The 26,384-nt window shown below is 68.6% G+C and carries 13 protein-coding genes; 12 read left to right on the top strand and 1 reads right to left on the bottom strand.

Translation table 11 applies throughout. From position 1 onward, the window contains the following. Positions 1 to 40: 40 nt before the first annotated feature. From NFX44_RS01885 to NFX44_RS01865, 5 genes are all read left to right on the top strand, one after another. Positions 41 to 565: a PadR family transcriptional regulator gene (locus NFX44_RS01885; RefSeq protein ID WP_262281711.1), complete on the top strand. Its 525-nt coding sequence runs from the start codon at positions 41 to 43 to the stop codon at positions 563 to 565. After that, complete coding sequence (locus NFX44_RS01880; protein ID WP_262281710.1) at positions 562 to 1,233, top strand: ABC transporter ATP-binding protein; 672 nt, start codon at positions 562 to 564, stop codon at positions 1,231 to 1,233. The genes NFX44_RS01885 and NFX44_RS01880 overlap by 4 nt, the downstream gene beginning before the upstream one ends. Then, entirely contained in the window at positions 1,230 to 3,482 is a 2,253-nt protein-coding gene (locus tag NFX44_RS01875; RefSeq protein WP_262281709.1) for an FtsX-like permease family protein, read from the top strand. The genes NFX44_RS01880 and NFX44_RS01875 overlap by 4 nt, the downstream gene beginning before the upstream one ends. A gap of 73 nt (positions 3,483 to 3,555) precedes the next feature. Continuing rightward, positions 3,556 to 6,510 carry an AAA family ATPase gene (locus NFX44_RS01870; RefSeq protein WP_262281708.1) on the top strand — a complete coding sequence of 985 codons (2,955 nt, stop codon included), beginning with the start codon at positions 3,556 to 3,558 and terminating at the stop codon, positions 6,508 to 6,510. Between the two features lie 256 nt (positions 6,511 to 6,766). Further along, positions 6,767 to 12,955, top strand: coding sequence for a S8 family serine peptidase (locus NFX44_RS01865; RefSeq protein ID WP_262281707.1), 6,189 nt, complete (start codon positions 6,767 to 6,769; stop codon positions 12,953 to 12,955). A 67-nt stretch (positions 12,956 to 13,022) separates the two neighbouring features. Here the strand turns inward: NFX44_RS01865 and NFX44_RS01860 are convergent, their stop codons facing one another. Continuing rightward, entirely contained in the window at positions 13,023 to 13,376 is a 354-nt protein-coding gene (locus NFX44_RS01860; RefSeq protein WP_262281706.1) for a nitroreductase family deazaflavin-dependent oxidoreductase, read from the bottom strand. A gap of 169 nt (positions 13,377 to 13,545) precedes the next feature. Here NFX44_RS01860 and NFX44_RS01855 point away from each other — a divergent pair, with 169 nt between their 5' ends. From NFX44_RS01855 to NFX44_RS01825, 7 genes are all read left to right on the top strand, one after another. Then, entirely contained in the window at positions 13,546 to 14,727 is a 1,182-nt protein-coding gene (locus NFX44_RS01855; protein ID WP_262281705.1) for an L-histidine N(alpha)-methyltransferase, read from the top strand. Continuing rightward, on the top strand, positions 14,724 to 15,359 hold the full coding sequence (locus NFX44_RS01850) for a hypothetical protein (protein WP_262281704.1): 636 nt from the start codon (positions 14,724 to 14,726) through the stop codon (positions 15,357 to 15,359). Before NFX44_RS01855 ends, NFX44_RS01850 begins: the two co-directional genes overlap by 4 nt. A gap of 153 nt (positions 15,360 to 15,512) precedes the next feature. After that, a complete protein-coding gene (locus tag NFX44_RS01845) occupies positions 15,513 to 17,666 on the top strand; it encodes an MMPL family transporter (RefSeq protein ID WP_262281703.1) in 2,154 nt (717 codons plus the stop codon). 105 nt (positions 17,667 to 17,771) lie between these two features. After that, the gene (locus tag NFX44_RS01840) at positions 17,772 to 18,677 is read left to right on the top strand and encodes a hypothetical protein (protein WP_262281702.1); all 906 of its coding nucleotides are present in this window, start codon (positions 17,772 to 17,774) and stop codon (positions 18,675 to 18,677) included. Between the two features lie 232 nt (positions 18,678 to 18,909). Next, positions 18,910 to 21,351: a M14 family zinc carboxypeptidase gene (locus NFX44_RS01835; protein ID WP_262281701.1), complete on the top strand. Its 2,442-nt coding sequence runs from the start codon at positions 18,910 to 18,912 to the stop codon at positions 21,349 to 21,351. 1,602 nt (positions 21,352 to 22,953) lie between these two features. Next, positions 22,954 to 24,747: a DUF4338 domain-containing protein gene (locus NFX44_RS01830; RefSeq protein WP_262281700.1), complete on the top strand. Its 1,794-nt coding sequence runs from the start codon at positions 22,954 to 22,956 to the stop codon at positions 24,745 to 24,747. A 24-nt stretch (positions 24,748 to 24,771) separates the two neighbouring features. After that, complete coding sequence (locus tag NFX44_RS01825) at positions 24,772 to 26,379, top strand: hypothetical protein (RefSeq protein WP_262281699.1); 1,608 nt, start codon at positions 24,772 to 24,774, stop codon at positions 26,377 to 26,379. Positions 26,380 to 26,384 lie beyond the last annotated feature (5 nt).

The raw sequence follows: 26,384 nt of genomic DNA, 5'->3' as shown, positions 1-26,384 counted from the left end.
GGTATATACGCGAGGTATACACTCGGGGTATGGTGACGCCATGAGCGTTCCCATGACCCTCCTTGGCCTGCTCGAGCGGGAGCCCAGCCACGGCTACGACCTCAAGCGCGACTACGACGCCTTCTTCAGTCGGGGCAAGCCACTGCCGTTCGGGCAGGTCTACGCGACCCTGAGCCGGCTCGCCCGCGACGGCAAGATCGTGATCGGCGAGGTCGAGCCCGGCGTCGGCCCGGAGCGCAAGCGCTACGTCATCACCGAGCGGGGCGCCACCGAGGTCGAGTCGTGGCTGACCGAGCCGGTCCCGGCCGAGCCGAACCTCCAGACGGTCCTGTTCACCAAGGTGGTGCTGGCACTCATGCTCGGCCGGCCCGCCGAGGAGTACCTCGACCGCCAGCGCGCCGCCCACCTGGGCCGGATGAAGGAACTCACCGAGATCAAGCGCTCCGGCTCGCTGGTCGACGCGATGCTCGCCGACCACGGCCTGTTCCACCTCGAAGCCGACCTGCACTGGATCGACACCACGGCCGCCCGGTTGGACGCGCTCGCCAAGGAGGTGCGGGGATGACGGCGGTCGAGGCACGGGACGTGGTGCTGTCGTTCGGGGAGACTCCGGCGCTGCGCGGGGCGACCGTCGCGGTGGCGCCCGGCGAGATCGTCGCCATCATGGGCCCGAGCGGCTCCGGGAAGTCCACCCTGCTGCACTGCCTGGCCGGGATCCTGGTTCCGGACGCCGGCGAGATCCACTTCGACGGCCGCCGCATCGACACCCTCAACGAGAACCAGCGCAGCGTCCTGCGCCGGGACCGGTTCGGCTTCGTGTTCCAGTCCGGGCAGCTCGTGCCGGAGCTGACCGCCGAGGAGAACGTCGCGCTGCCGCTGCTGCTCAACGGCGTGAAGCGGGCCGCCGCGCTGAAGGAGGCGCGGCCCTGGTTCGAGCGGCTCGACCTGGGCGGGCTGGAGCGGCGCCGCTCCGGGGAGCTGTCCGGCGGCCAGGCGCAACGGGTCGCGCTGGCCCGCGGCCTCGTCGCCCGGCCCGGCGCGCTGTTCGCCGACGAGCCGACCGGCGCCCTCGACTCGCTGACCGGCGAGCAGGTCATGGACCTCCTGGTCTCCTCGGCCCGCGACGAGGGCACCACCGTCGTCCTCGTCACCCACGACGCCCGCGTCGCCGCGTACGCCGACCGGCAGGTCATCGTGCGCGACGGCAAGGTGAACGCGCTGGTGTCGGCATGATCCGGTTCGCGGTGCGGCTGTGCCTGGCCGGCGGGCGGGAGGCCGCCACCCGCCTCGTCGTCATCGCCGCCGCCGTGGCGCTCGGCGTCGGCATGCTCCTCACCACGCTGGCCGGCATGAACGCCGTCGACGCGCAGAACCAGCGGTACGCCTGGCTCAACACCGCCGTCGCCCCGGCGTCGGCCGACCCGTCGGCGGAGCCGATGTGGTGGCTCATCCGGGAGGACTACTTCCACGGCCGGTCCATCGGCCGGGTCGAGGTCGCGGCGACCGGGCCGGACGCCCCCGTCCCGCCGGGCATCCCGACGCTACCCGGGCCGGGCGAGTTCTACGTCTCACCCGCCCTCGGCGAGCTGCTGCGCGCCACCCCGGCCGCGGAACTCGGCGACCGCTTCCCCGGCCGGGACGTCGGCACCATCGGCCGGGAGGCGTTGCCCTCGCCGGACTCGCTGCTCATCGTCATCGGCCGCACCCCGGCCGACCTCGAACCGCTGGGCGCGCGCAAGGTCACCCAGATCATGACCACCTCGCCGGACGGCTGCCCCCGGGGCTGCTACGTCGGCATCAACCACGACGGCATGGCCCTCGTGCTGTCCATCGTCGCCGCCGCGCTGCTCTTCCCGGTGCTCATCTTCATCGGCACCGCGACCCGGCTGGCCTCGACCCGGCGGGAACAGCGCTTCGCCGCCATGCGGCTCATCGGCGCCACCCCGCGACAGATCTCCCTCATCTCGGCCGTCGAGTCGACCCTCGCCGCCGTGGCCGGCACCCTCGCCGGGTTCGGCCTGTTCCTCGCGGCCCGGCCCGGCGTCGCCGCGATCCCGTTCACCGGCGAGCCGTTCTTCACCAGCGACCTGTCGCTCACCGCCGTCGACGTGCTGGCCGTCGCGCTCGGCATCCCGCTGGGCGCCGTCGTGGCCTCCTGGCTGGCGCTGCGCCGGGTGCAGATCTCCCCGCTGGGCGTCGCGCGCCGGGTCACCCCGAAACCCCCGCGCGCCTGGCGGCTGATCCCGCTGGTCGCCGGGCTCGTCGAGCTGGCGTACTTCGTCGGCCGGCGCCCGCCGACGACCAACGGGCAGCTCACCGCGTACCTCTCGGGGTTTCTGCTGATCCTCATCGGGCTGGTGCTGGCCGGTCCCTGGCTGACCATGGTCGGCGCGCGGGTGCTGGCCGGGCGGGCGAGCCGGCCGGCGGCGCTCATCGCCGGGCGGCGCCTCGCCGACAACCCCCGGGCCGGCTTCCGGTCCGTCAGCGGGCTGATCGTGGCGCTCTTCGTGACCAGCGTCGCGACCGGCATCATCACCACCTACGTGGCCAACCGGGGCGAGCCGCGCACCGACTCGGTGGCCGCCACGTCCCTGTCCCTGCGGTTCTCGCCCGAGGATGGCCCTGCGCCCACCGCGGACCAGATCCCGGCCGGTCTCGCGACGATCCCCGGGGTACGCAGCGTGACCCTGGTCCACGCCAATCCCGTCACCGAGCCACCGCCCCTGGAGGTACGCGGGACACCGGCAGGAGCCGCCGCCTATCGCTGGTGGTGGCCGGGCGTCATCACCTGCGCAGAGCTGGACCGGCTGGCGGTGTTCGGCACCTGCCCCGCCGGCGCGCGGGTCGCGGCCGTGGCCGACGACCTCATCGGGGAGCGCGCGTGGGACCTGACCAACGACAACTACGTCTGGGCGGCCGCCGACATGGACCCGGAGCAGGTCGACCGGCAGCCGATCCGCTCCGTGGTCGTCAACACCAGCAGCCGCGGCGCGTTCGAGCAGGCCCGGACCATGCTGGTCAACGCGTTCCCGGCGACGGGCTTCCCGTCCAGCATCGCCGAGTGGGAGTCGAACTCCGCACGGTTGATGGTGCAGTTCCAGCAGCTGGCCAACGTGATCATGCTGGCCAGCCTGCCGATCGCGGGTTGCAGCCTGGCGGTGAGCGTGGCCGGCGGGCTGAGCGACCGGAAGCGGCCGTTCAGCATGCTGCGGCTCACCGGGGTGCAGCTGCGCACGCTGCGGCGGGTGGTGGCGCTGGAGACCGTCGTGCCGCTGCTGCTGGTCGCGGCGGTGGCGATCGGGATGGGATTCCTGGCGGCGCACCTGTTCCTGCGCGCGCAGCTCGGCTACACGCTGCTGGCGCCGCACGGGTCGTTCTACCTGATGGTGGCCGGTGGGCTGGCGGTGTCGCTGACGATCGTCGCCTCGACGCTGCCGCTGCTGCGCCGGATCACCGGCCCGGAGACCGCGCGGAACGATTGAGTCCGGTCGGGGAGGGGCCGGGCGAGGCGCGATGGTACTTGTGCCCGAGCAGGGATAAGAGAGATCATCACGCATGCTCGACCCCTCGCCCGAGGACGACCGGACGTCACCGATGGTTTCCACGCCGCATTTCGTGGGTCGTGATCGGGAGATGGCGGCGCTTCGCGGCGCCCTGGCCCGGCCACCGGCGATCGTGCTGGTGGAGGGCGAGGCGGGGATCGGGAAGAGCCGACTGCTGCGGGAGTGGTCGGCCGCGCCGGACCAGCACACGGCCTTGGTCTCGGTGTGCCCACCGCTTCGCGAGTCGCTGACGTTGGGGCCGATCGTCGACGCGTTTTGTGGGATCGACCGCCCGGTGTCGCGATTGGGGCTCAGCGAGCTTGCCGGTGCGTTACGGCCCCTGTTCCCCGAGTGGTCCTCGGACCTGCCGCCCGCACTGCCGCCCCTGGACGATGCGAAGGCGGCACGGCATCGCCTGTTCCGCGCCCTGGACGAGCTGCTGCGGGCTCTGCGTGTCGACGTTCTCGTGCTCGAGGACGCTCACTGGGCCGACGAGGTGACCTTGGAGTTCCTGCTGTTCGTCACCTCCCGACAGCAGTCGGACGGGCCAAGCCTCGTGATCTCCTATCGGCCGGAGGAGGTGGACGTCGGGTCGCTGTTGCTGCGGCTGACGTCCCGGTTGCCCGCTGGCGTGACCCAGCTGAGGGTCGCCCTGGCGCCGATGCGACCCGACGACACGGCAGCGCTGGTGTCCTCGATGCTGGACGGCAACCCGATATCGCAGGAGTTCGCGACGTTCATGCACGAGCGGACCGGTGGCGTTCCGCTGGCGCTGGAGGAGTCGGTTCGCCTCATGTGCGACCGTGCCGACCTCGTCTTCCGCGACGGGCAGTGGGTCCGGCTGAAGCTGCGCGAGCTGCAGGTGCCGCCGACGGTGCGCGACTCCACCCGGGAGCGGGTGGGCCGTCTGTCGCCGACGGCGCAGCAGGTGCTGCGAGCCGCGGCCACGTTGGCTGAACGGTCGTCGCTGGCCACGATCGCGATGACCGCCGGTCTGTCACCAACTGCGTGTCGAGACGCTGTCGCGGAGGCTGCCGACGCCGGCGTCCTGGACGGAGACGACCGCGACCGGTGGCGATTCCGGCACGTGCTGGCCGCCACGGCTGTCTACGAGGCGATCCCGTTGACCGACCGCAGGCACTTCCACCTGCTGGCCGGCCGCGCCTTGGAGGGCATCCATCCGCCGCCTGTCGCACGCCTTGCCCACCACTTCCGTGAGGCGGGCGAGACGCGGTCCTGGGCGGGGTACGCCGAGCAGGTTGCCGAGCTGGCCATGGCCTCGGGTGACCACACCAAGGCAGTCGACGTGCTGGTCGATCTGTTGTCGTGGGCGGTGTTGCCGCCGGCGGATCGCGCACGAGTCGCGCGCATCGCCGGCGTTGCCGCACTGGGCCGTCGCGAACCGGTCGACGAGGTCTACCACCGCGTGATCCGTACCTTGCGCTCGGTGCTGGAGACCCCCGGTCTGTCCGCCCGCCAGCAGGCCGAGATCCGCAACCCCCTGGGTCGGCTCCTGATCACCGGGGGTGAGGCGCAGGCCGCACTCGGCGAGCTGGAGCAGGCGGTGGCCAACCTCGACCATGACCCGGTCGAGGCGGCTCGGGCCATGACCTATCTGGGCTGGGCCTATGCGGGGCCGTGGCCCGCGTCGACACATCGGCGTTGGCTGGATCGCGCCGCCGAGCTCACCGCCGAATTCGATTCTCCCGCGGAGCGGCTGAACCTGGCCGGCAACCGCGCCGCGGCGTTGCTCATGCTCGGCGAAGAGGAGGCCTGGGACGTCGTCGCCGGCCTGCCCGTCGACGGCGCGAGCTCGGCGGAGCGTCTCGACGTGGCCCGCATCCACGCGAATGTCGGGACCGGTGCACTGATCTGGGGTCGGTACGCCGACGCGGAGAAACACCTCGCCGTGGCCATGGGCCTTGCCGAGGCCGAGCAGGCGTCCCGGTTGCAGCACAACGTCCGACTCGAACAGGCCAACCTGGCGTGGCTGACCGGCCGGTGGGAGGGTCTCGCGGAGCGGAGCGCGGCACTCGCCGATGCCGACCGGGACCGGCCGGCGCACTACCTCGGCAGCATTCGCCTCGCGGCCCGGCTGGCGGCCGCGGCCGGACGGCGGCGCGCCGCCGAGGAGCAGTTCCGGCTCGTCCTCGAGGAGTCGGCCCGTCTCGGCGCGGCCGACGACACGATGGAGGCCGCCGCCGCGCTGGCCAGACTGTGGCTGACGGACGGAAACAGCGCCCGGGCGTTGCAGGTCACGAACGAGCCGATGGACACGGTCCGGAGAAAGGGCATCTGGGTCTGGGCCACGGACCTCGTCCCCGCCCGGATCGAGGCGTATCTCGCCGCGGGCGACCTGAAGGCCGCGACACGCCTGGGCGACCAGTTCGCCAGAGGACTGCGTGGCCGTACGGCGCCTGCGCCTCGCGCCGCGCTCACCGTATGCCGTGCCCTGCTGCTCGCGGCGGCCGGAGACCACGCCCGCGCGGCGGCAGCCCACGGTCGGGCGGCGCGCGCCTGGAGCACGTTGCCGCGTCCCTACGACGCCATGCTCGCCCGCGAGCGCCAGGCCGAGGCGCTCATCGCGCAAGGCCAGATCGAGCAAGGCGGAGAGCTGCTGGCCGCGCAATACGAGCACCTGTTCAGGCTCGGAGCCCGCGGCGATGCGGACCGGGTCGCACAGCGGCTTCGCGAACACGGTGCCGAGGTTCCGCGACTGTGGCGCGGCGGCCGACGAGGGTACGGCGACCAGCTCTCACCTCGCGAGCTCGACGTGGTCCAACTGGTTGTCGCCGGCAAGACGAACCGGGAGATCAGCCGGATCCTGGCCAAGTCGCCGGCCACGGTGGATCAGCAGCTACGTGCGGCGATGCGCAAGCTGAAGGTGACCTCCCGGACCGCGCTCGCGGTCAAGGCAGTGGAGGCCGGAGTGTTCGCAGAAGAGGACTCCCTCGGCGACGCGCCGTGAAGATTGACGTATCCGCTGGATAGCGAGCGGTCACTCGTCCGCCGAGCATGACTGCATGATCCATCGCCGTAGGCCAATGCATGCCTGAGCTACCTGTCGCGCGTGACGACTCCGCCAGCGAGCACCAGCCACCTCTCGAGCTGTCGCGCGAGCCGCGCGTCAGCGCCCGCGACGCCTCCGACGCCCACGACGCCGACGGTGCCGACGATCGCGAGAGCCGCGACCCCTACCAACCCCTGTAGGCGGAAGGACCCCCATGAGACTCACAGCCCTCGCGGCTTCGCTGGCCGCAGCGGTCGGCCTGAGCATGATCCAGCCATTACCGGCGTCGGCCGCTGAGCCGGATCCCGGCGCGGCCGCCAACAAGATCGCGTCGGACCTGAAGGATCGCTTCCGCACTCAGCCGGCTTCCGACTTCTGGATCACGTTCGACACCAGGGCCGATCTCGCCCCCGCCAAGAAGATCGCGAACTGGACCGAACGCGGTCGGTTCGTCTACGACGCGCTGCAGGCGGCAGCGAAGAGCTCCGCGGCGTCCGTCGCCGCCGAGCTCGACGCGGCGGGCGTGAAGTACACGTCCTACCCGCTCGTCAACGCCGTGCTCGTCAAGGGCGGCACGCAGGAGCTCGCGCTCGACGTCGCCTCGGTCGGGCAGGTCGCCGAGATCCACGCGACGCCGCAGGTCGCGCTGGTCGAGCCCGTCGAGGAGAAGGTCCCCGCCGACCAGGCTGCCCGCCCCGCCGCCCCGAAGGCCGCCGCCGAGGCAGGTACCACCACGTGGGGTCTGGACGCGATCCACGCCCCCCAGGCGTGGGCCATGGGCGCCACCGGTGCGGGCATCACCGTGTCCAACCTCGACTCGGGCGTCCAATTCGACCACCCCGCCCTGATGCACCAGTACCGCGGCACGAAGCCGGACGGCACCGTCGACCACAACTACAACTGGATGGCCACCCGGGGCCCGTGCACGGGCGCGCCGTGCGACGACAACGGACACGGCACGCACACCATGGGCACCATGGTCGGCGACGACGGCACCGAGCACGTCGGCGTTGCGCCGGACGCGCAGTGGATCGCGACGAACGGCTGCTGCGACAGCAGCGGCGTCGAGTCGCTGCTCAAGTCCGGCTGGTGGCTGCTCGCCCCGACCGACGTCAACGGGAACAACCCTGACCCGTCCAAGCGCCCCCACGTCATCAACAACTCGTGGGGTCAGACCGTCGAGCACAACTTCGACGACTTCTTCCAGGCCATCGACGAGGCCTGGAGCGCCGCGGGCATCTTCAGCGTCTGGTCATCGGGCAACACCTCGCCGTACGCGGACTGCGACACCGTCTCCTCGCCCGGCTCCGCCGAGAGCGCCTACTCCGTCGGCGCGTACGACTCGGACGGCACGCTCGCGTCGTTCTCCCGCAAGGGTGAGGGTGAGGGTGGCCGGATCAAGCCCGAGATCTCCGCTCCGGGCGTCGCCGTCCGTTCCTCCTACCCGAACAACAGCTACACCGAGATGTCCGGCACGTCGATGGCGGCTCCCCACGTCGCCGGCGCCGTCGCCGACCTGTGGAGCTACGACCCGACCCTCATCGGGCAGGTCGAGCAGACCCGCCGCCTGCTCGCCGACTCGGCCGTCGACGTCGACGACACCGAGTGCGGCGGCACCGCCGACGTCAACAACAAGTACGGCGAAGGCCGGCTCGACCTCGTCCGCCTGCTCGAGCTCGCGCCCCGGCAAGGCGGCACCCTCACCGGTGTCGTCACCGCCGACGGCGCCCCGGTCCCCGCCGCCGACGTGACGATCAGCGGACCGTTCAGCCGGTCCATCGGCACCGACAAGGACGGCCGGTTCAAGATCAACCTCCCGGTCGGTGACTACCAGCTCAGCACCAAGGTCTTCGGCTACCTGACCGCGACCGCCAACGTCACGATCTCCCTCGGCCAGGACACCAGCGTCAAGCTGCCGCTCACGGCCGCCGCGCGCCACGACATCAGCGGCAAGGTCGTCGACGACAAGAAGCAGCCGGTACCGAACGCCGACGTCTCCGTCAAGGACACGCCGCTGAAGCCGGTACGTACCGACGCCAACGGCGCGTTCACGATCGCCGGCGTGCCGGAGGGCCAGTACGGGCTCGCCGTCACGCCCAACGCCTGCCTCTCGCCGACGTCCCTCCCACTGACCGTCGGCACCGAGAACACGTCGCTGGAGATCCCGGTCGGGCGCGTCGTCGACAAGGGCGGCTACAGCTGCGCCGTCTCCGAAGGCGAGTACCTGCGCGGCACCGACCCGGTCGCGTTCACCAGCGGCGTGTGGGCGACGGTGAAGCTGCCGTTCCCGATCGCGCTCTACAACGGCAGCCACGACACCCTCGGCATCAGCCTGCGCGGCGTGATCTCCCCGGACACCTCCACCGGACCCGGCAGCGGCGGTGCGGGCATCTTCCCGTTCTGGGTCACGTCCCCCGTCGAGTTCGCCCCGGGCGGGGGAGTCTTCACGTCGGCCACCAAGGTCGACGGCGAGGACGCGTTCGTCGTCGAGTTCCGCAACGCCAAGATCTGGGCCTATCCGATCCGGTCCGAGTACACGGAGCCGGTCAGCTTCTCGGCCGCGCTCACCCGCTCGGGCAAGGTGATCTTCGGGTACGGCGACGGCATCGGGACCGACGACCCGGTGACCGGCGGCGCCCGCACCATCACCGGCATCCAGGGCTGGGCCGGCGTGGACGGCATCCGGTTCTCCGACAACGTCCCGGTGCTCCACGACGGGATGATCGTCACCTACGACCTTCCGGACTGGGGCTACCTCGACGCCACCGTCGTCGACAAGAACGACGGGCTGCCGGTGTCCGGGGCCAAGGTCTCGTTCACCGACAAGACCGGCCTCGTCGAGAGCGTCACGACCAACGCGACGGGCGTCGTGCACCGGCAGCTGCCGGTCGCCGACTACACGATGACGGTCGAGGCGCCGAACTACGTGACGGGGTCGTACGACTTCACCCTCGACAAGCTCTACGCGAAGGCGACGGTCGACGCGCGCCTCACCACGGGCGTCGCCGGTCTGAAGGCGAGCGGCCTCGACGCCGTGATGGGCACCGACCAGAACGGCGTGGGCTCGCTGACGCTGACCAACACCGGCTCCGCCCCGCTCACGTACGACCTGGGCGAGGCCGCGCGCCACCCCGAGCTTGACGCCACCGGCGCCACCGCGCGCACCGGGACGGGTGCGGCCAGCACGATCGACCTCACCGCCTGGAAGGCCGGTGCGAGCGGCATGAAGCCGTCGAACGCCGACGGCAAGGCGGCGACGTCCAGCGCCGCGGAAGCACAGGCGGCCGGCAAGGTCGGCCCGACCGCCGGCGGAGACGTCATCACCCGGATCGCCATCCCGGGCACCATCCAGGAGAAGGAGCCCTCCGGCATCGGGTACGACGGTGACGTCTGGGTCCACGACTACAACAAGCGGACCAACACCGCCTACACGGTGACGGGCAAGCCGACCGGGAAGGTCTTCGACGCGTCGTGGAACCCCGCGTACCGGGCGTTCGACATGGCGCTGGACACCAAGACCGGTGACATGTGCCAGATGGAGGACAGCCCGGCCAGCTACATCCACTGCTTCAACCGGGAGACCGGCAAGGAGACCCGGCAGATCAAGGGTGACTGGTCCACGCTGCAGCTGACCGGCCTCGCCTACAACCCGACGGAGGACGTGTTCTACGTCGGCGGCCGGGCGAACGGCATGATCGGCACCGTCGCCGGAACGTCGCACGACAACGCGGGGGCGCTGCTGTCCTTCTGCGCCCCGCCGCTGCCCGAGGTGATGGGCCTGGCCTACAACCAGGCGTCCGACACCATCTGGTACACCGACCTCACCTTCAACAGGCCCACCCGCCTGCTGCAGGTCGACCCCGACGACTGCTCGCTGGTCAATGCGTGGTGGTTCCCGGGCCAGAAGGCGACCCAGGGCGGCGGCCTCGAGACCGACTCGACCGGCGCGCTGTGGGCGGCGGACCAGGTCGCCGATGACGTCGTGCTGGTCGACGTCGAGGACGACCTGCTCACCGACCTGCCGTGGCTGTCGCTGTCCTCGACCGGCGGCAGCCTCGCCCCGGGTCAGTCGACGACCGTCAAGGTCTCGATCTCCTCGAAGGACGCCAAGCCCGGCGTCCTCGGCGCGAACATCGTGGTGAGGTCCGACTCCGGACGGCAGTCCAAGACCTACGTCCCGGTGACGCTCACGACCACGAAGTACCAGGTCGGTGTCAACGCCGGCGGCGCAAAGTTCACCGACGGCTCCGGCTTCACCTGGTCCGGCGACCAGGCCGCCGGCAAGGAGGCGTGGGGCTACGACGGGAAGACGAAGGTCGCCTCCACGCAGTCCGGGATCGACGGTACGACGGACGACGCCCTGTTCCAGTCGCAGCGCACCACGGCGGACAAGCAGTTGTTCTACCGCTTCCCCGACGCGCCCAAGGGCACCTACGCGATCGACCTCGGGTTCGCCGAGATCGAGAAGGCGGCCAAGGGCAAGCGGGTGTTCGACGTCCTCGTGGACGGAACGCTGACGGACTACGCGTACGACGCGGCCGCGGTCGTGGGGCCGAACGCCGCCGACTGGCGCACCGCCGTCGTGAAGCACGAGGGCGGTCCGCTGACCGTGGAGCTGCGGGGCTCGAAGGGCCTGAAGGCCCCGACCATCGCCGCGCTGCGTGTGACGCTCGACCCGCGCGCTGACGCGGCGGAGCCGGAGCCGCAGCCCGAGCAGCCGGAGCCGGGCCCCGTGCCGGTGGCCCCCGCCGGTCGCTCGTACTCGATGAAGGTGACCGACGGGCTCTACCGCCAGGGTGCGGAGGAGTCCGGGTGGCACGGCGACGACGTCTGCGGCGTGCTGTGGTTCGACTCCAGCTTCCTGTTCCCGTTCTACGACACGGCCTGGGACGGCGTGTGCGTGACGACGAACGGCCAGCTGATCTTCGACCAGGCCAGCGCCGTGGGAAACAACACGGAGCTGCCGTCGCCGTACGCGTTCGACGCGATCTATCCGCTCTGGGACGACCTGGTCGTCGACGACGAGGCGGGCATCTACTTCGGCAGGACCGAGGTGGACGGCCTGGCCGCTGAGGTCATCGAGTGGCGCAACGCCACCTTCTACAGCGACCAGACGGCTCGCGTGAGCTTCTCGGTCACCCTGATCGCGGACGGCCGGATCCAGATCGGGTACGGCGACGGCGTCGGCGGCGACAACCCCCTCACCCGGGGGTCGTCGGCGACGGTGGGTGTGGAGAGCCTGACGCACAACCCCGCAGGCCAGTACTCCTTCGACCAGCCCATCCTGAAGGCCGGCCTGGGGCTGGAGTACACCCTCCCGGCCGCGGGCACGATCGAGGGCACGGTCACCGACAAGAACGACGGCAAGCCGATCGAGGGTGCGATCGTCACGCTCAAGGGGCCGAACGGTGAGCGGGTCATCACGGCCGACGCGAAGGGCCGGTGGAAGGCTCAGGCGCTGGTCGGCGAGAACACCGTGCAGGTCGAGGTGCCGAACTACGTCACCGCCAGCCACCCCGTGACCATCGGCAGGAAGGATCAGGCCGAGGTGGTCGACACGGCGTTGACCACGGGCATCGCCACCGTCGCCGGAGGTGACTTCGACTGGCTCCTCGACAAGGGCCAGAAGGCGACGGCCGACGTGACCGTGACCAACACCGGCTCCGCCCCGCTCGAGGTGCGGCTCAGCGAGCAGAAGCGCACCAGCGACGGCGGGCACGAGGCCGCCGACCTTCCCTGGCTGACCCTCACGGGCGCGGCCGCAACCGGCACGGTCACGCTCGGGGTCGGCGAGTCCACCACGGTCACGGCGACGGCCGACAACGCCGGCGTCGAGCCCGGCGTGCTCGTCGGGGACGTGCTCGTGGCGTCGAACGCCGGCAAGGGCGAGGCCCCGCTCAAGCCGGTCCGCCTGGCGACCTCGGCCTACTGGCAGGGCGTCGACGTGGGCGGATCCGGATACGCCGGTGCCGACGGCTTCGTCTGGTCGCCCGACCAGGAGCTCAGCTCACGGCCGTGGGGCTACGCCGGCGGCAAGGCCCGTACCACCAGGGCCGACATCGCCGGCACCGAGGACGACGCGCTGTTCCGCACCCAGCGGACCGGCGAGACGTTCAGCTACGTGTTCAAGAACGCCCCCGCCGGGACGTACCGGATCGGCCTCGACTTCGCGGAGATCGAGAATGTCAAGGCCGGCAAGCGTGCGTTCGATGTTCTGGCCGACGGCAAGGTCGTGCTCTACGACCACGACGTGCAGGCGAAGGTGGGTGCGCTGACCGCGGACGTGAACACGGTCACCGTCGAGCACGCCGGTGGCGATCTGACGATCGAGCTTCGCCGCGAGAAGGGCGAAGGCGACCCGATCCTCAACGCCCTGAAGGTCCAGGAGGACCCGCGCCTGTGAACTAGCCGAACCGGTCCGCCAGCAGTGGTCAGAGCCTCCTCGGAAACGATCGCCGGGGAGGCTCTGGCTACCCGAGCGGGACCTGGACCGCCACGTCGTGCTTCGGGTAGTAGCTCTCCACCGTGTCGGCGCCGTACTTGGCCTTGAACAGCTCCACCACGTGATTGACCCGGTCGGCCTCGATGATCGGGGTGGCGCTCGAACTCAGTGCCGTCCCGTTCGCCGACACCTCGATCATCGGTGTCTGCCGGACGTTCTTGTACCACTGGCTGTCCGAGCCGGTCACCGGAACGAGGAACACGCTGTCCTCGTCCAGCACGAACCACACCGGGTGGGTGATCTGCCGGCCGGTCCGCCGGCCGGTCACGGTGATCTCGACCTCGCGGACCCCGTCGAGAGCGTCCCAGACCGCGTTCGCCACGATTACCCCCTTTGCGCCTCTTCAGCCAGGCTAGGCGCTTCCGCGCCCGGCCGCGGTGGATTCCGCGACCCCGCCACCGCCCGTTTTCGCGGTCCACTGAGGAGACTTTGCCGCTGTTAAGGTTGTCGGGCGGAGCATGGGGAACGACCTCGCTCGGGGATGGCACAACATGGATCAGCCGGCCAGGGAACAGTTGAAGCTTCTGCGCAGACTCGAGAAGGTCATCTCGGAAACCGAGTTCTCCTGGTCGCTGTGCCTGGTGGGCGAGGACCAGTCCCGCAAGCTCAACGAACTGGCCGCCGAGCTGCAACGCCCCTTCTCGTCCACCGGTGACGAGAAGCGGATCGTGTCCGGCTACTCCTACTGGGGGATCGAACCGGCGGTCAACTGGCAGCGGGCCTGCACGGATCCCAACTACCCGGTCATGCGGGACGGGATCGAGACCTTCGCCCGGCGCTGGCGGAGCCTGCACTCCCGGCACCACGGCCGGCCCTACCACTACGTCAGCCTCGGCCCCGGCACCGGGGAGAAGGACGCCGTGGTGCTGGCCGACCTCCAGCGGGCGAACCCGGAGATGTACTACGTGCCCGTCGACATGAGTGCGGAGATGCTGCGCCTGGGTCTGAGGCCGATAAAGGCCCTGCCCTTCTTCCGGCAATTCCGCAACCAACTGCTGCCGGTGCAACTCGACTTCTCGGTCGAGGAGAACGTGGCCGAGCTGAACGAGCTGCGGGACCGGCTCATCGGGGACGAGCCGGTGCTGTTTTCCCTGCTCGGCAACACGATGGCCAACTTCGACGAGGACGTCGACCTGGTCGAGCGGCTGAGCAAGCAACTGCTCCGCCCGCAGGACAGGCTGCTCGTGGAGGTCGCCACCGCCTCCCACCTCGACGACCGCATGGCGCAGCAGGCCGCCCGCGAGTACGAGACCAGCTGGGTGTTCCGTGAGTTCGTCATCAGCGCCCTGCGCCAGAACACCGACCTCTCGGTGAACATGAACCACGTCCGTTTCGAGGGGGTGGTCGAGGAGGGGCGGTCGCTGGTCATCAAGGTGATCTACTGCAACCAGTCGGCCGACGACCTGAAGATCGTGCTCCCGAACCGCAGCGAGGTCCACTTCCCGAGCGGCGACACCATCCGCCTCCTCATCACCCGGAAATACCAGCTCAAGGCCCTGGCGGCCGCGCTGGCCAAGGCCGGCCTCTTCGTGGAGAGCGAGGCGTTCACGCAGTTCCAGGCGTACGAGAGGGCACGCCGGTTCGGCATGGACCTCATGCTCCTGTCGAGCACCGACGCCGGCAACGGCCACGACACGGCCGCTCGGGACGTCTTCCGCCGTCCCGGAACATGACGAGCGCACCGGGGCGGCGGCCGCGCCCGGCGCCCCTGCCGTCGTGGGTGACCGCGCCCCGCACCTGGATCATGCTGGTCACCGCCGGCAGCCTGGCGGTGGCCTTCGTCGTCAGCGCCGTCTGGTGGAGCCGGTCATCCGGCACGTCGAGCTTCGAGCCGACGGTGCAGGTCCTGGGCCTGCTCGGCGGCATCACCGGCATCGTCGCCGAGCGATGGGCGGCCGGGCGGGAGCGGCGTGCGGAGGCACTCCAGGCCATCGCGGAAGAGTTGCGGGACAACCAGAAGATCCTGGCTTCCCCGCCCTTCGCGGTCGGCGCCGCGCAGCCGGCGCGCCGGCAGGTCTACCCCCGGATGAGCCTGTCGGCGGTGAACGCCGCGCTGTCGTCGGCCGTGCTGTCCCCCCGGCGCGACGAAGGGCTGTCCAGCATGCTCCACGACTGGCGGAACGAGGCGGAGATCTTCAACCACCAGCTCTCCCTCGCCGAGATCCTGGCCTTCACGAACGGGTCCGACGAGGTGCTCCGCGACCTTCACCAGGGACTGCACAGTGCCGACGGGCCACTGGAACGCATGCAGGACCATCTCGCCGGCCTGCTGGCCACGCTGCCCCTGACCGCGCAGGCCCGATAGGGGCCGTTGCGGCGGAGCGGCGTCCGAAAAGGATTGCACCCCGACGGTACGATCCACGGCGGGTAGCGAAGGCTGCCGTCACGGTGACGGGCGGGCCCACGGACGCTCTGGGCTCCCGACAAACAGGTGAGCCGAACACATCCGGGGGAAACCATGTTCGAGCGGCTGGGCAGATTCGTCGTCGGCAAGGCGTGGTGGGTCATCGCCGGCTGGGTGGTGGCGGCCGCCGCCATCATCCTCACCACGCCGTCGCTGAGCGACATCACCTCCGCCGACCAGGAGAGCTTCCTGCCCCGCTCCTACGAGTCCGTGCAGGCCACGGAACTGGGGCAGAAGGCGTTCCCGCAGCAGGCCACCGCCACGGCGACCATCGTGGTCAAGCGCGCCGACGGGCAGAAACTGACCCCCGCCGACGAGGCGAAGGTGGGTCAGCTCGCCCAGTCGCTCAAGGCCAGGAACATCCCGCGGACGTCCGGCTACCTGACCGGCCCGCCGGCCGTGGCGCCGGACAGGTCGGTGCAGGTGATCAACGTCGGGCTCGACGCCACGACCCCCGACGACCCGGCGCTGCTCGACGCCGTACGCGATCTGCGGGCCGCCATCGGCCCCGACCTGGCCGGCAGCGGGCTGACCGCCGGCGTGGCCGGCGACGTGGCGAGCTTCGTCGACAACGAGGACACCTTCAACAGCGCCTTCGCCGTGGTCGGCGTCGCGACGATCATCCTGATCATCGGACTGATCTTGATCATCTTCCGCAGTCCGATCGCCGCGCTGCTGCCCGTCGTGGTCGTCAGCGCGGTCCTGACCATCACGACCGGGCTCGTCGCCGCCGCCGGCAAGGCGTTCGATTTGAACGTCAGCCAGGACCTGCAGACGATCCTGCTCATCGTGCTGTTCGGCATCGGCACCGACTACATCCTGTTCCTGCTCTTCCGCTACCGGGAACGGCTGCGCGCCGGCGACGACAAGCGCACCGCGATGATCGTCTCCGTCCAGCGGGTCGGCGAGGTCATCACCTCGGCCGCGGGAGCCGTCATCGTCGCGTTCCTCGTGCTGCTGCTGGCCTCCCTGGGCTTCTTCGGCTCGCTCGGCCCGGCGCTCGCCATCGCCGTCGCCGTCATGCTGATCACCTCGCTCACCCTCATCCCGGCCGTCGTCTCACTGCTCGGCCGCTACGTCTTCTGGCCGTCCAAGGCCTGGCAGCGCACCCCGAAGGCCACGCTGTCGCGCCGCCTCGGCACCGCCGTCGGCCGCCGCCCCGCGCTCGTCGCGGCGGCCTCCGGCATCGTGCTGGTCGCGCTCGCCGCAGGGGTGCTCACCTACAAGGCCGACTACGACTTCAGCGCCGGCTTCCCCCAGGACACCGAGTCGGCCAAGGCGGCCAAGGACCTCCAGCGCGGCTTCGCCGCCGGCGCCCTCGCCCCCACCGAGGTCTACCTGACCACCGGCAACTCGACGCCGCTGACCGAGCAGCAGGTCACCGACTTCGCGGCGGTCGTGGCGAAGGCGCCCGGCGTGGGCCAGGCGCAGCCGCCGGAGCGCAGCAGCGACCCGAGCGTGGCCCGGGTCAACCTGCTGCTGAACGAGAACCCGGTGTCCAACGAGGCGATCACGCTCGTCCGGGACGATCTGCGGGACGCCGTGCACGCGGCGGCCCCGCCGGGCACCAAGGCGCTCGTCGGCGGGACCACGGCGATCTTCGCGGACATCAACTCGGCGAACAACCGCGACCTGTCGGTGATCCTCCCCGTGGCGGCGGGGCTGATCGCGTTGATCCTCGCGCTGCTGCTGCGCAGCCTGGTCGCGCCCATCTACCTGGTGATCGCGGTGCTGCTCAACTTCGCGGCGACCCTGGGCGCGACGGTCTACGTGTTCCAAGGGCTGCAGGGCAACCCCGGGGTGACCTTCCAGCTGCCGATCATCCTGTACCTGTTCGTGGTGGCGATCGGGACGGACTACAACATCCTGATGATCGCGCGGCTGCGGGAGGAGGCGCGGGAAGGCAACGAGCCGCATGAGGCGGCGGCCATCGGGGTGGAGCACGCCGGGCCGACCGTGGCCGCGGCCGGGTTGATCCTGGCCGGGACCTTCGGGGTGCTGATGCTCGCGCCGATCTCGTTCCTGCAGCAGATGGGGTTCGCGGTGGCGATCGGGATCGTGCTGTCGGCGTTCGTCATGTCGATGTTCTTCGTGCCGGCGCTGACGGCGCTGATCGGGCACAAGGCGTGGTGGCCGGGGCACGGGGACGAGCGGCCCGCCAAGGGACGGCACGCCGCGCCGGAGCCGGCAGGAATCACGGAGGCGTAGCGGTCGGTCCGGGCGGCGCAGGCCCGGCCGTACGGGTTCCGATCGAGCCGACGCCGGTACGCCGGTGAGACGCAACCTGGACCGGCGTGCGGGCGTCTCAATGAGGTGGAGACAGCGAGCAGGCGTCGGCGCCGGGTACTGCCGTGGATCACCGTCGCGGCCCTGCTCGGCGGCTGTGGGTCCGCCGGGAACACCCCAGCCGTCGACCCGCTCGACGGGCTGCGCCAGCAGGCAGGCGGCGCACTGACCCGGTACGACCAGGCGGTTCGCGCCGCGGGAGGTGCCCTCTTCGTTCCGGTGGGGGAGCTGACCCGCCAACTCGGCGACTGGGAGCCGGCGAACGGGTCCGACAAGGAGACCCTGTCGGCCGGCCGCGTCGAGGCCGCCACGGCGCTGCCCGCGGCGCCGGAGCGGGCCGGCACCATCGTCTGGGCCAACGGCACCCGTCAGGACGTGCCGTTGATCTCGGCGGACGGGGCGTTGGCGCAGCTGCGCGCCGCGGGAACGGGCGACTGTTCCGGCTGCGCGCCGCTCAAGATCACCGGGGCCCGCCTGACCACGATGACGGTCCCGACCACCCGCGGCCCGGCGACCACCCCGGCGTGGGAATACACCCTCGATGGAACGACCGTGCGGCTGGCGCGAGTGGCGGTGAATCCCTCGGCCATCGTTCGGGTGACCCCACCGCCCTGGGACGCCGATCACCCCCACGAGGGGCTGGCGATCGAGTCAGCGACCACCAGCGCCGCGAGCAGCGAACTGACCGTCACCTTCACCGGCGCGCCCGAACCCAGCAGCAAGCCGTGCGGGGTCGACTACAGCGCCGAAGCGGCCGAGTCGGACCTGGCGGTCGTCGTGATCGTCATCGAGTACCGGCACGCCAAGGACGAGGCGTGCCCGGACATCGGCGCGCCGCGCAGCGCCACCCTCAAGCTCTCACGACCGTTGGGGGAGCGGGCGGTCCTGGAGGTGACGCAGGGCCTGCCGGTTGAGCTGACCATCACCGGCTGACCGTCACGCTGTCCCGGCTTCTCGCCGGACGGCGACCTTGTTCACGTGCTGACGGCCGGCGCGTGCAGCCACCGCCCCCGGATGGAGGAAATCCGGGCGGGCGCGGGCCGCCATAGATCTTGACTGATGGTGAGACGGCGACGACGCTGTGTGTAGCTGCGGCAGCCTGGGGTGACCTACCCCGACGCCTCGACTGCGCGGCCTTCTGGATCGCCTCGCCGGAAGGACTCTCATGAGGAGTACAGGAAGATCCAACCAACCGCGCCGATTCCTGGCCCTGCTCGCGCTACCGCTGGCGCTCGCCGTCAGCGCACCGGGCTTCGCCAACCCCACGACGGACAGCACAGTAGCCCCGGAACGGTCGTCGACCGGCGAACAGAACGGCGTCGGTTTGATGCGCATCGTCGTCGCCGACAAGTCGGGCATCGACCGCCTCCAGCAACTCGGCGTCGACCTCGCCGAGTACGTCAAGCCCGTCGACAACGGCATCGAGGTGCACGCAATCCTCAGCCCTCAGGAGAGCCAAGCGCTGCGGGACAAGGGCTTCGACGTGCAGGACGCCATCTCCGACCAGAGCGACTACGCGCAGAACATGGCCGAACGCTCCGCCGCCATCCGGGCCGCGACGGCGGCGACCGCCGCCACCGACACCCTGACCGTGCTGCGGGCCGAATGGTTCTCCAGCCTCGACAACCAGCTCTTCCTCAACGTCGAGGTGAAGTCGAGCGCCGGCACCGACTCGACGACGGTGCTGACGGCCAGCTGGGACAGCGGACCCGGCACGGAGATCGGCTCCGGCGGCACCGCCACGATGTCCCGGTTCACCGACGCCGGGCAGTACATGTACCACCGGTTCAGCAACCCGGTCCCCATCACCGCCCAACCGGCCAGGGCCACCATCACCAGCAACAAGGGCGGCTCGGCCACCGTCGACGTCGCGAAGTGGCTGGGCAGCCCGCGCAAGAACCCCGGCAAGCACCCGTACGTGTCCGACTTCGTCGACCACTACATGGACCCGACCGAGGTCACCGCGCGGTTCACCGGCCTGGCCGCCGAGTTCCCGAGCCTGACCGAGCTGATCGACCTGCCGTACAAGACGAACGGCTACCGGCGCAAGGCGCAGGCCCAGTTCGGCACCGCAGCGGCCAGCACCCTCTACGTCACCTCGACGGCGTACGGCTCCGAGGGCGGCAACGGCATCACCGTGTCACTGGTCGACCCGGCCACGGCGAACGCGCCCCTGAGCGTGAGCGTGTCCGGCAGGGCCGTCACGGCGAGCCTGGCCACCGACGGCTCCGGCGCGACCACCAGCACGGCAGCACAGGTCGTCGCCGCGATCAACGGCAACACCGACGCGGCCAAGCTGCTCACCGCCAGCACGTACCGGGGCAACGCCGGCACGGGCGTGGTGGCCGCCGAATCGGCGACCATGCTGACCGACAACCTGAAGGCGCCGGCGAGCGTGTCCCGCGATCCGTTCCAGATGAAGGTGCTGCGCATCGGCAAGCACCGCGACGGTTCGAAGGTCGGCGTCTTCCTCTACTGCCAGGAGCACGCCCGGGAGTGGGTGACCCCGCTGGTCTGCGTGGAGTCGGCCGAGCGGCTGCTGCGCAACTACGCCAGCGACCCGAACACCCGCAAGATCGTCGACGGCCTGGACATCTTCATCCTGCCGGTCGTCAACCCGGACGGCGCGCACTACAGCATGTACGACTACAACATGCAGCGGCGGAACATGACCAACTACTGCCCGGCGGCCAACGCCGACCCGGGCCGCCGCAACGCGTGGGGCGTCGACGTCAACCGGAACTTCTCGGTCGGCTCCGTCTTCGACGGCTACGTCGGGGCGTCCGCCACCAACTGCGCCAGCGACACGTTCGCCGGGCCGAACGAGCTGTCCGAGCCGGAGGCGCGCAACGAGGTCTGGCTGGTCGACACCTTCCCGAACATCAAGCTCTCCATGAACACCCACTCCTACGGCGGGTACTTCATGTGGCCGCCGGGGGCGTACAAGGCCGAGGGGCGCGAGGTGCTGCCGCGGGTCGACCAGGGCACGGAGGCATTCTTCTGGACCTCGTCGGACTACATCCTCTCCCGGGTCCAGGAATACCGGGGTACGGCGATCTGGCCGGGTCGCACCGGGCCGGTGACGGACGTGCTGTACTCGGCGGCCGGCAACAGCGCCGACGAGCACTGGTACAACCGGGGCATCATCGGGTGGGACTTCGAGGTCGGCGCGGACATCTACGATCCCGCGACCGGGCGGTTCAACGCCGTCGGGTTCCAGCCGCCCTTTGCTGAGGGGCATGAGGAGGCGATGGAGTTCGCCAACGGGAACATCGGGATTCTCGAGGTGGCTCGGGCTTATGCCACCGACAAGAGTCAGCCTCGTACGTCGCTGGAGGTCGTCAAGCGGGAGCCGGGGGCGACCGCCTTTACGTTCAGCACCAGTGAGCCGGCGAACGTGTACTACACGCTTGATGGGAGTCGGCCGACGTACGGGTCGCCGAAGTTGGCGTTGGCGGGGATGCGTGAGGGGGTCCAGAGCATCACGGTGAACAGCGACACGACGGTGAACTGGTTCTCGATCGACATCGCCGGCAACGTGGAGAGCAACTACAAGCCGGACGGCGAGGGCAAGAACTACAACAAGCAGGCGGTACGCGTCCAATAGCCTCGCCGCTCGAACACTGGTGGCCGCCGGCTACAGGTCGGCGGCCACCAGCCTGTGCGAGGCCGGCTGTCGATCGGACCCTGGCGGCGCGCCGGGAATTGTTCGTCAACCGCGGAGGTGACAGATGGGGCACCCGCCTCACCGAGACGATCAGGAGGGCGTGGGCCGACGGGGCCGTGCGGCTGCTGCTGCGGGTATTGCGGGTGGGCGTAGTGCGGTTGCCACTGTTGCGGCTGGCCGTAGCCCTGCTGCGCGGCCCACTGCTGCTGTGCTGCCCAATATTGCTGCGCGGCCCACTGCTGTAACGCCGCAGCGTGCTCGGCGAATCGCGGATGGGCGTTCCGCACCCCGACCGCATTGCCGTCACTCGGCACGTAAGCGGATGCGATGAAGGGGCCCACCGGCGTTCGCGGCGAGGAGCATTCCCACGAGGAGTAGCGCCACGAACGCCAGGACGATCGGACCGACGTACGACGTGCGTTGCGGGACGACGGCGGCGAGGACCAGCACGGCCAACCGATTCCGCGACGGGGCTGAGCTTCGGGATGGTCAGGCAGCCGGTCGCCCTAGCCTGACCCCGGTCATACTTGCCATCTTGCAACATCCACTGCGGAGGTTATTGACAGCGCAAGAAGGCCACTACATGCAGGCTGATCGGCTGACCATCTGGGGTCCCGCCGGGAGGACTCCTGCCGGTATGGTCCAGGAACGCCTTGTGGGGAGGTCGTGTCGATGTCTGGTGGGGTTGAAGCGCCGCCCGCCCTTGAGGCGGAGCAGGCCAACCCCATGCTGGGCGACTCACACGCCGAAAACCACGGGGGATTCCCGGTCGAGCCCCTGTTCGTAGCCCAGCCAACCATCGTTGCGTTCCCCGCGGGCCGCATCGCGGCGGCACAGCAGGTGAATCGCAGCCCGCTCACCGCGGCGGGTATGGCCGGCCATGGGCCGTTAGGCGGATCTTTTCGCCAACGCTCACAGTTTCCCGGAAGCAGAGCTGGATGCTCGACAGGCAGGGACGTCTGGCGGTCCTTGCACCAGAGGAATCGAACTCCAGATGCGAGTCGAGTAGCGGCGGTGTGGGTCGGGTCATTGGGCCCGACACTTGCTGCGGAGCTTTACATACCGCCTTCTTCGTGGTGGAGCGACTTCCGTTTTCGGTGCGAGCCCAAACGATTCTGCCGGATGCGACGTAATGGAAATGCATGTCGTGCCCTGAAGCACGCTATGGCCGCAAGGTTTCCAAAACTTCTCGCTACGTGTGAGCATATAGCCTTCGGTCCATCCGCTGCGAATCAAAAGGCCCGGTCCCCATTGTGTCCGGGGCTACCCATTGGATCTCGTGCTCAACTAACGGAGGATCCTAGAGAGCCGGCGTCCAACGCCATCAACCAACCCTTCGCCCGGAAGTGCGGTTCGGGACCCGTGCTAGAGACCTCGCCGGGCGGCCCCTCCACAGAAGAGAGCCTTGCTCGTGCTAGGTTCCTCCTGCGCCCACGACCCGCTCCGCCTCCGCCGAGTCCTGCATCCCGCCTGACGGTCAACTGCACGGTCCGGCCACGTAACGTTCCGGCTCCCTCGACGGAGCAGCTAGGATCCGGCTTCATGACCGCAACTCATCCTGCACCGGTACTCGTATCACCAGGCCGGCTGCGCACGTTCGAGCCCAGCCGCCTCAATGCGCTAACCCCCGAGTTCAAGCGCGTGCTTCGGCGCATCCAGGGTAAGAAGCAGTCTGAGATCGTTAGCCACCTAGAAGCGGTTGCCCAGGCACTTCTGAGCGAGGGCCTTGAAGGTGTCGACGCCCACGCCTTGCGCGTATCACTCTTGGTGCTGCGGGACTACGTGTTGGCGGGCTACTATCCCGTAGTTAGCGGCGAGACGTGCTATCTCGCATCGGTTGTGGCGCCCGAGGCCCTCACCGCAGACCAATTGCGCGAGGCATTGCGCCGGAGATACGAAGCCGCGCGAACTAGGGCGCTCCGCGACCGGAAGCAGGTGGCGTGGATGCGAAACGCCCTGGTTCTACTGCGCGGTGCCATCATTACGCCTCACCTAGTCATAGATGCGTTGGAGCAAGGTCCCCCTAGAGTCGCGCTCGTCGAAGCCAGAGAAGCCCGCTCTGGTCTTGATGCCCGAACTCTGTGGCGCTGCGTACGCTCCACCTGGTCGATGACCCCAGAGGCTTCGGCCCCCGGTCGCGAGGTTGCCCTCGTCGCTCTCGATCAGCGCTTTCCAGGAGTTCCGCTAGGAATCCTACAATTCCGCAATGTTGTTCCCGAGATCAGCGCCCGTGATGAATGGCTCGGTGTTTCTGCGGAAGGGTTCATCAATAATGTCTCGTCCTCGCCAAATTTGATCAAAAGTCGCTCGAGGAAGACCTTGGATGTCCTCGAGCGCCTGCTTCGGAATGTCAATCGCGATGGCATTCAGGTTCCGTTTGTCGAGAGTAGCATACCGCAACTAGGCGAGCTGGTTTCATTCCATAGAAGACAGTTCAATCTTACGAGAAGCACCGAAGGTGCCGCACTTAAGAATCGTCATCTGCGCGTCGTAAAAAGAGCGCAAACGGCGCAGGAGTTACTGCGAGGTATCCGCGTCCTGCAGTTGCTTTCAGATGGGTCGACGGCTCCGCGGGATTTGAAGGAAGAAGACCTCAGAGACTTGAACGCGGGACTGACGAAACTTTGGCACTATCACATGGGTTTTGTCGCGCTCGAGATGTCGATCTGTGGGGCTGCTCCTCCATTCGGTCCTCTTCGTATGGGAAAGTTGATGGCTGCACTCGCCGCCTCAAATGTCGTACGTGACAAGTGGGGGCGCGATCGACCGCTAGGCCAGATTGCCCAAGAGGTGTATCTGCCCGACGTCCGTCGGGAGGTACCAAACCCGGGGCCGCTCGTGGTCTTCACGTCAGGCCTTTATCCAGGTCACAGCGCCCAATACAACAGGGTGGAGGCGGCCGGCCTACGCTGGAAAAAGATCGGGGAAACCACGGGTTTCGGGAACTTCAATGTCTCGGTCGAGACCGCAGAGGCCGCAAAGGCTCTTAACCGGTCTATTGATGGCTACGACCACATTACTAAGGCGTTTGGCGAGGGTTCCGGTGCGCGTTTTCGTCTGGTTGGCCGAGCACTGTCCTATCTGGGCCTTCCGGATCTCAGGCGGCACGAAACGAAGCGACCCTTGTACGCCCTGCCGCTTGTAAAGAATTGCCGAGAGGCATTGCTTGGCTGGGAGAACCCGGAGCCGGTAGCGAACATCGAACCCCAAAACATCGCCAACGCCTGGTGGACGCGTTGGGTCGAACCGGCGCCGCGCGACATTTTCAACTCTGCCCGCGCTTCGTGCGATTTGGAGGCGACGCTGGCTGGCATTCTCTCCGAGGCTATAAGATGAAGTTCCATTCGAGTGGGGTGGAAAGTGGCGAATGAGCCGGAACCAAGCCGCCACAAGCTGCGGGAAATATTTGAGAGTCAGGCGGTATACGCGGATCGCTGGAGTGCTGAGGTACGAGCAGCCCTTGACGTGCCCGATGGTCTTACGTCGAGGATAGTAAAGGCACTCCAAGACGGGCAATCCGTCCTCATCTCTGGTAACGCAGGGGACGGCAAATCGCACCTCGCCCAAGTCGCGCTCGATCAGGTAGTTCCCCGCAGGTGTATCGAGGTCACAAAGGCTCACCCGATACGTGAGATCCCCTCTGCGGATCAAATCGTCTTTGTGAGAGACGCAAGTGGCCTATCTGACAAAGAGATATTGTCGACAGTCGCGCGCGCTCGTGCGGCAGGAGCACCTCTCCTCATTACAATAAATGAGGGCCCGCTCGCCTCACTAGCTGAGCATCAGGATGGCGATCTCTTCCGAGTCGCGCGCGACATCCTCCACGCTCGCGCGATCGGTATGATGCAGAATGATCCGCCTGAACTTCTGCTGGTAAGTCTGGCTGGCCGCCAACTTACTCGCTCGAACTTCGTACCGGGCGTCCTAGAGAAATTGCTCCCGCTAGTTACCGCATGCCCCTCATGCGGTAAATCGTCCTCCTGCCCGCGGGTGGTGGGGGCCAAGATGCTCCGGCGATCGCGCGCTGCTCGTGAAAGACTCCAACTTCTTCTGAGGCTTCTTACCGACGGAGGAACTCACCTCTCCGCTCGCGATATTTGGGTATTCCTCATTGACTTGTTCTTCGGCTGGGTCTGTCCAGGCGACGGCGAAGAGCGGTCTGAGGGGTACTTCTGGAATCGAATCTTTGATGGAGAGAGCACAACTGCGCGTAGGATTCGGTCCAACTTCGATCCCGTCGCCGTCCCACTTGCGCGGGAGGACGTCTACCTTTGGCGCGGGCGGTTTACAGAACTCCGGATGGACTGTGAGTACCCCGGCAGCGCGCCTGTTGCACTAGCGCGTGAATCTTCAGACGCCGGCCTCGCAGCATTTGCTAGCGCCAAAAGGTGCTACTATTTCTTCGGCAAGGCGGTCCAAGCCGAGAAGATGATGGCCGGACAATCGCGGGCGCCCCATTTCGGGCGACTACTCGCGGCATCCTTGAATGATCAACGGCCCGTAATCCGAGATTTGGTTGGCTACATCAATAGGTACAGGCTAGGTCTGGACACCCAGAACGATCTGTACGTTAGTCGTCACAACGGATTTGCCGCACACCGCCGACCGTGGGGGCTCGGGGCATACGGCAAGTTGCCAATCGAACGCTTAGAGATCCTTGTGCCGTATCGGTATGAGAACGAAACTTACGGTGAAGGCTTCTTTCCTACGAGGGTATACCTGCACTGGGCGGGATCCCAGCAGTTCCTTACCGTCGACTTCGAGACTTGGGAAAGGCTTCAGGAGAAGCGAACCCTCACTGTGGACCGTGATCAGGAAACTCTAGACTTCGCGCTCGACTTGTTTATGGCGCAGGCCGACATTCCAGCCATCGACGATCCTGAGGTGATTGTCTTCGACCACCGGCGGCGTGAGCAGACCCGCCTCCGAGTCCGTGCATCCGAACGCGTCATAGAGGTCCTGCAATGACTCTA

It is taken from the genome of Micromonospora sp. MA102, assembly GCF_025460765.1.
In the GTDB taxonomy this organism is placed as follows: Bacteria; Actinomycetota; Actinomycetes; order Mycobacteriales; family Micromonosporaceae; genus Micromonospora; species Micromonospora halotolerans.
This window is presented reverse-complemented; position numbering and strand designations above follow the sequence as displayed.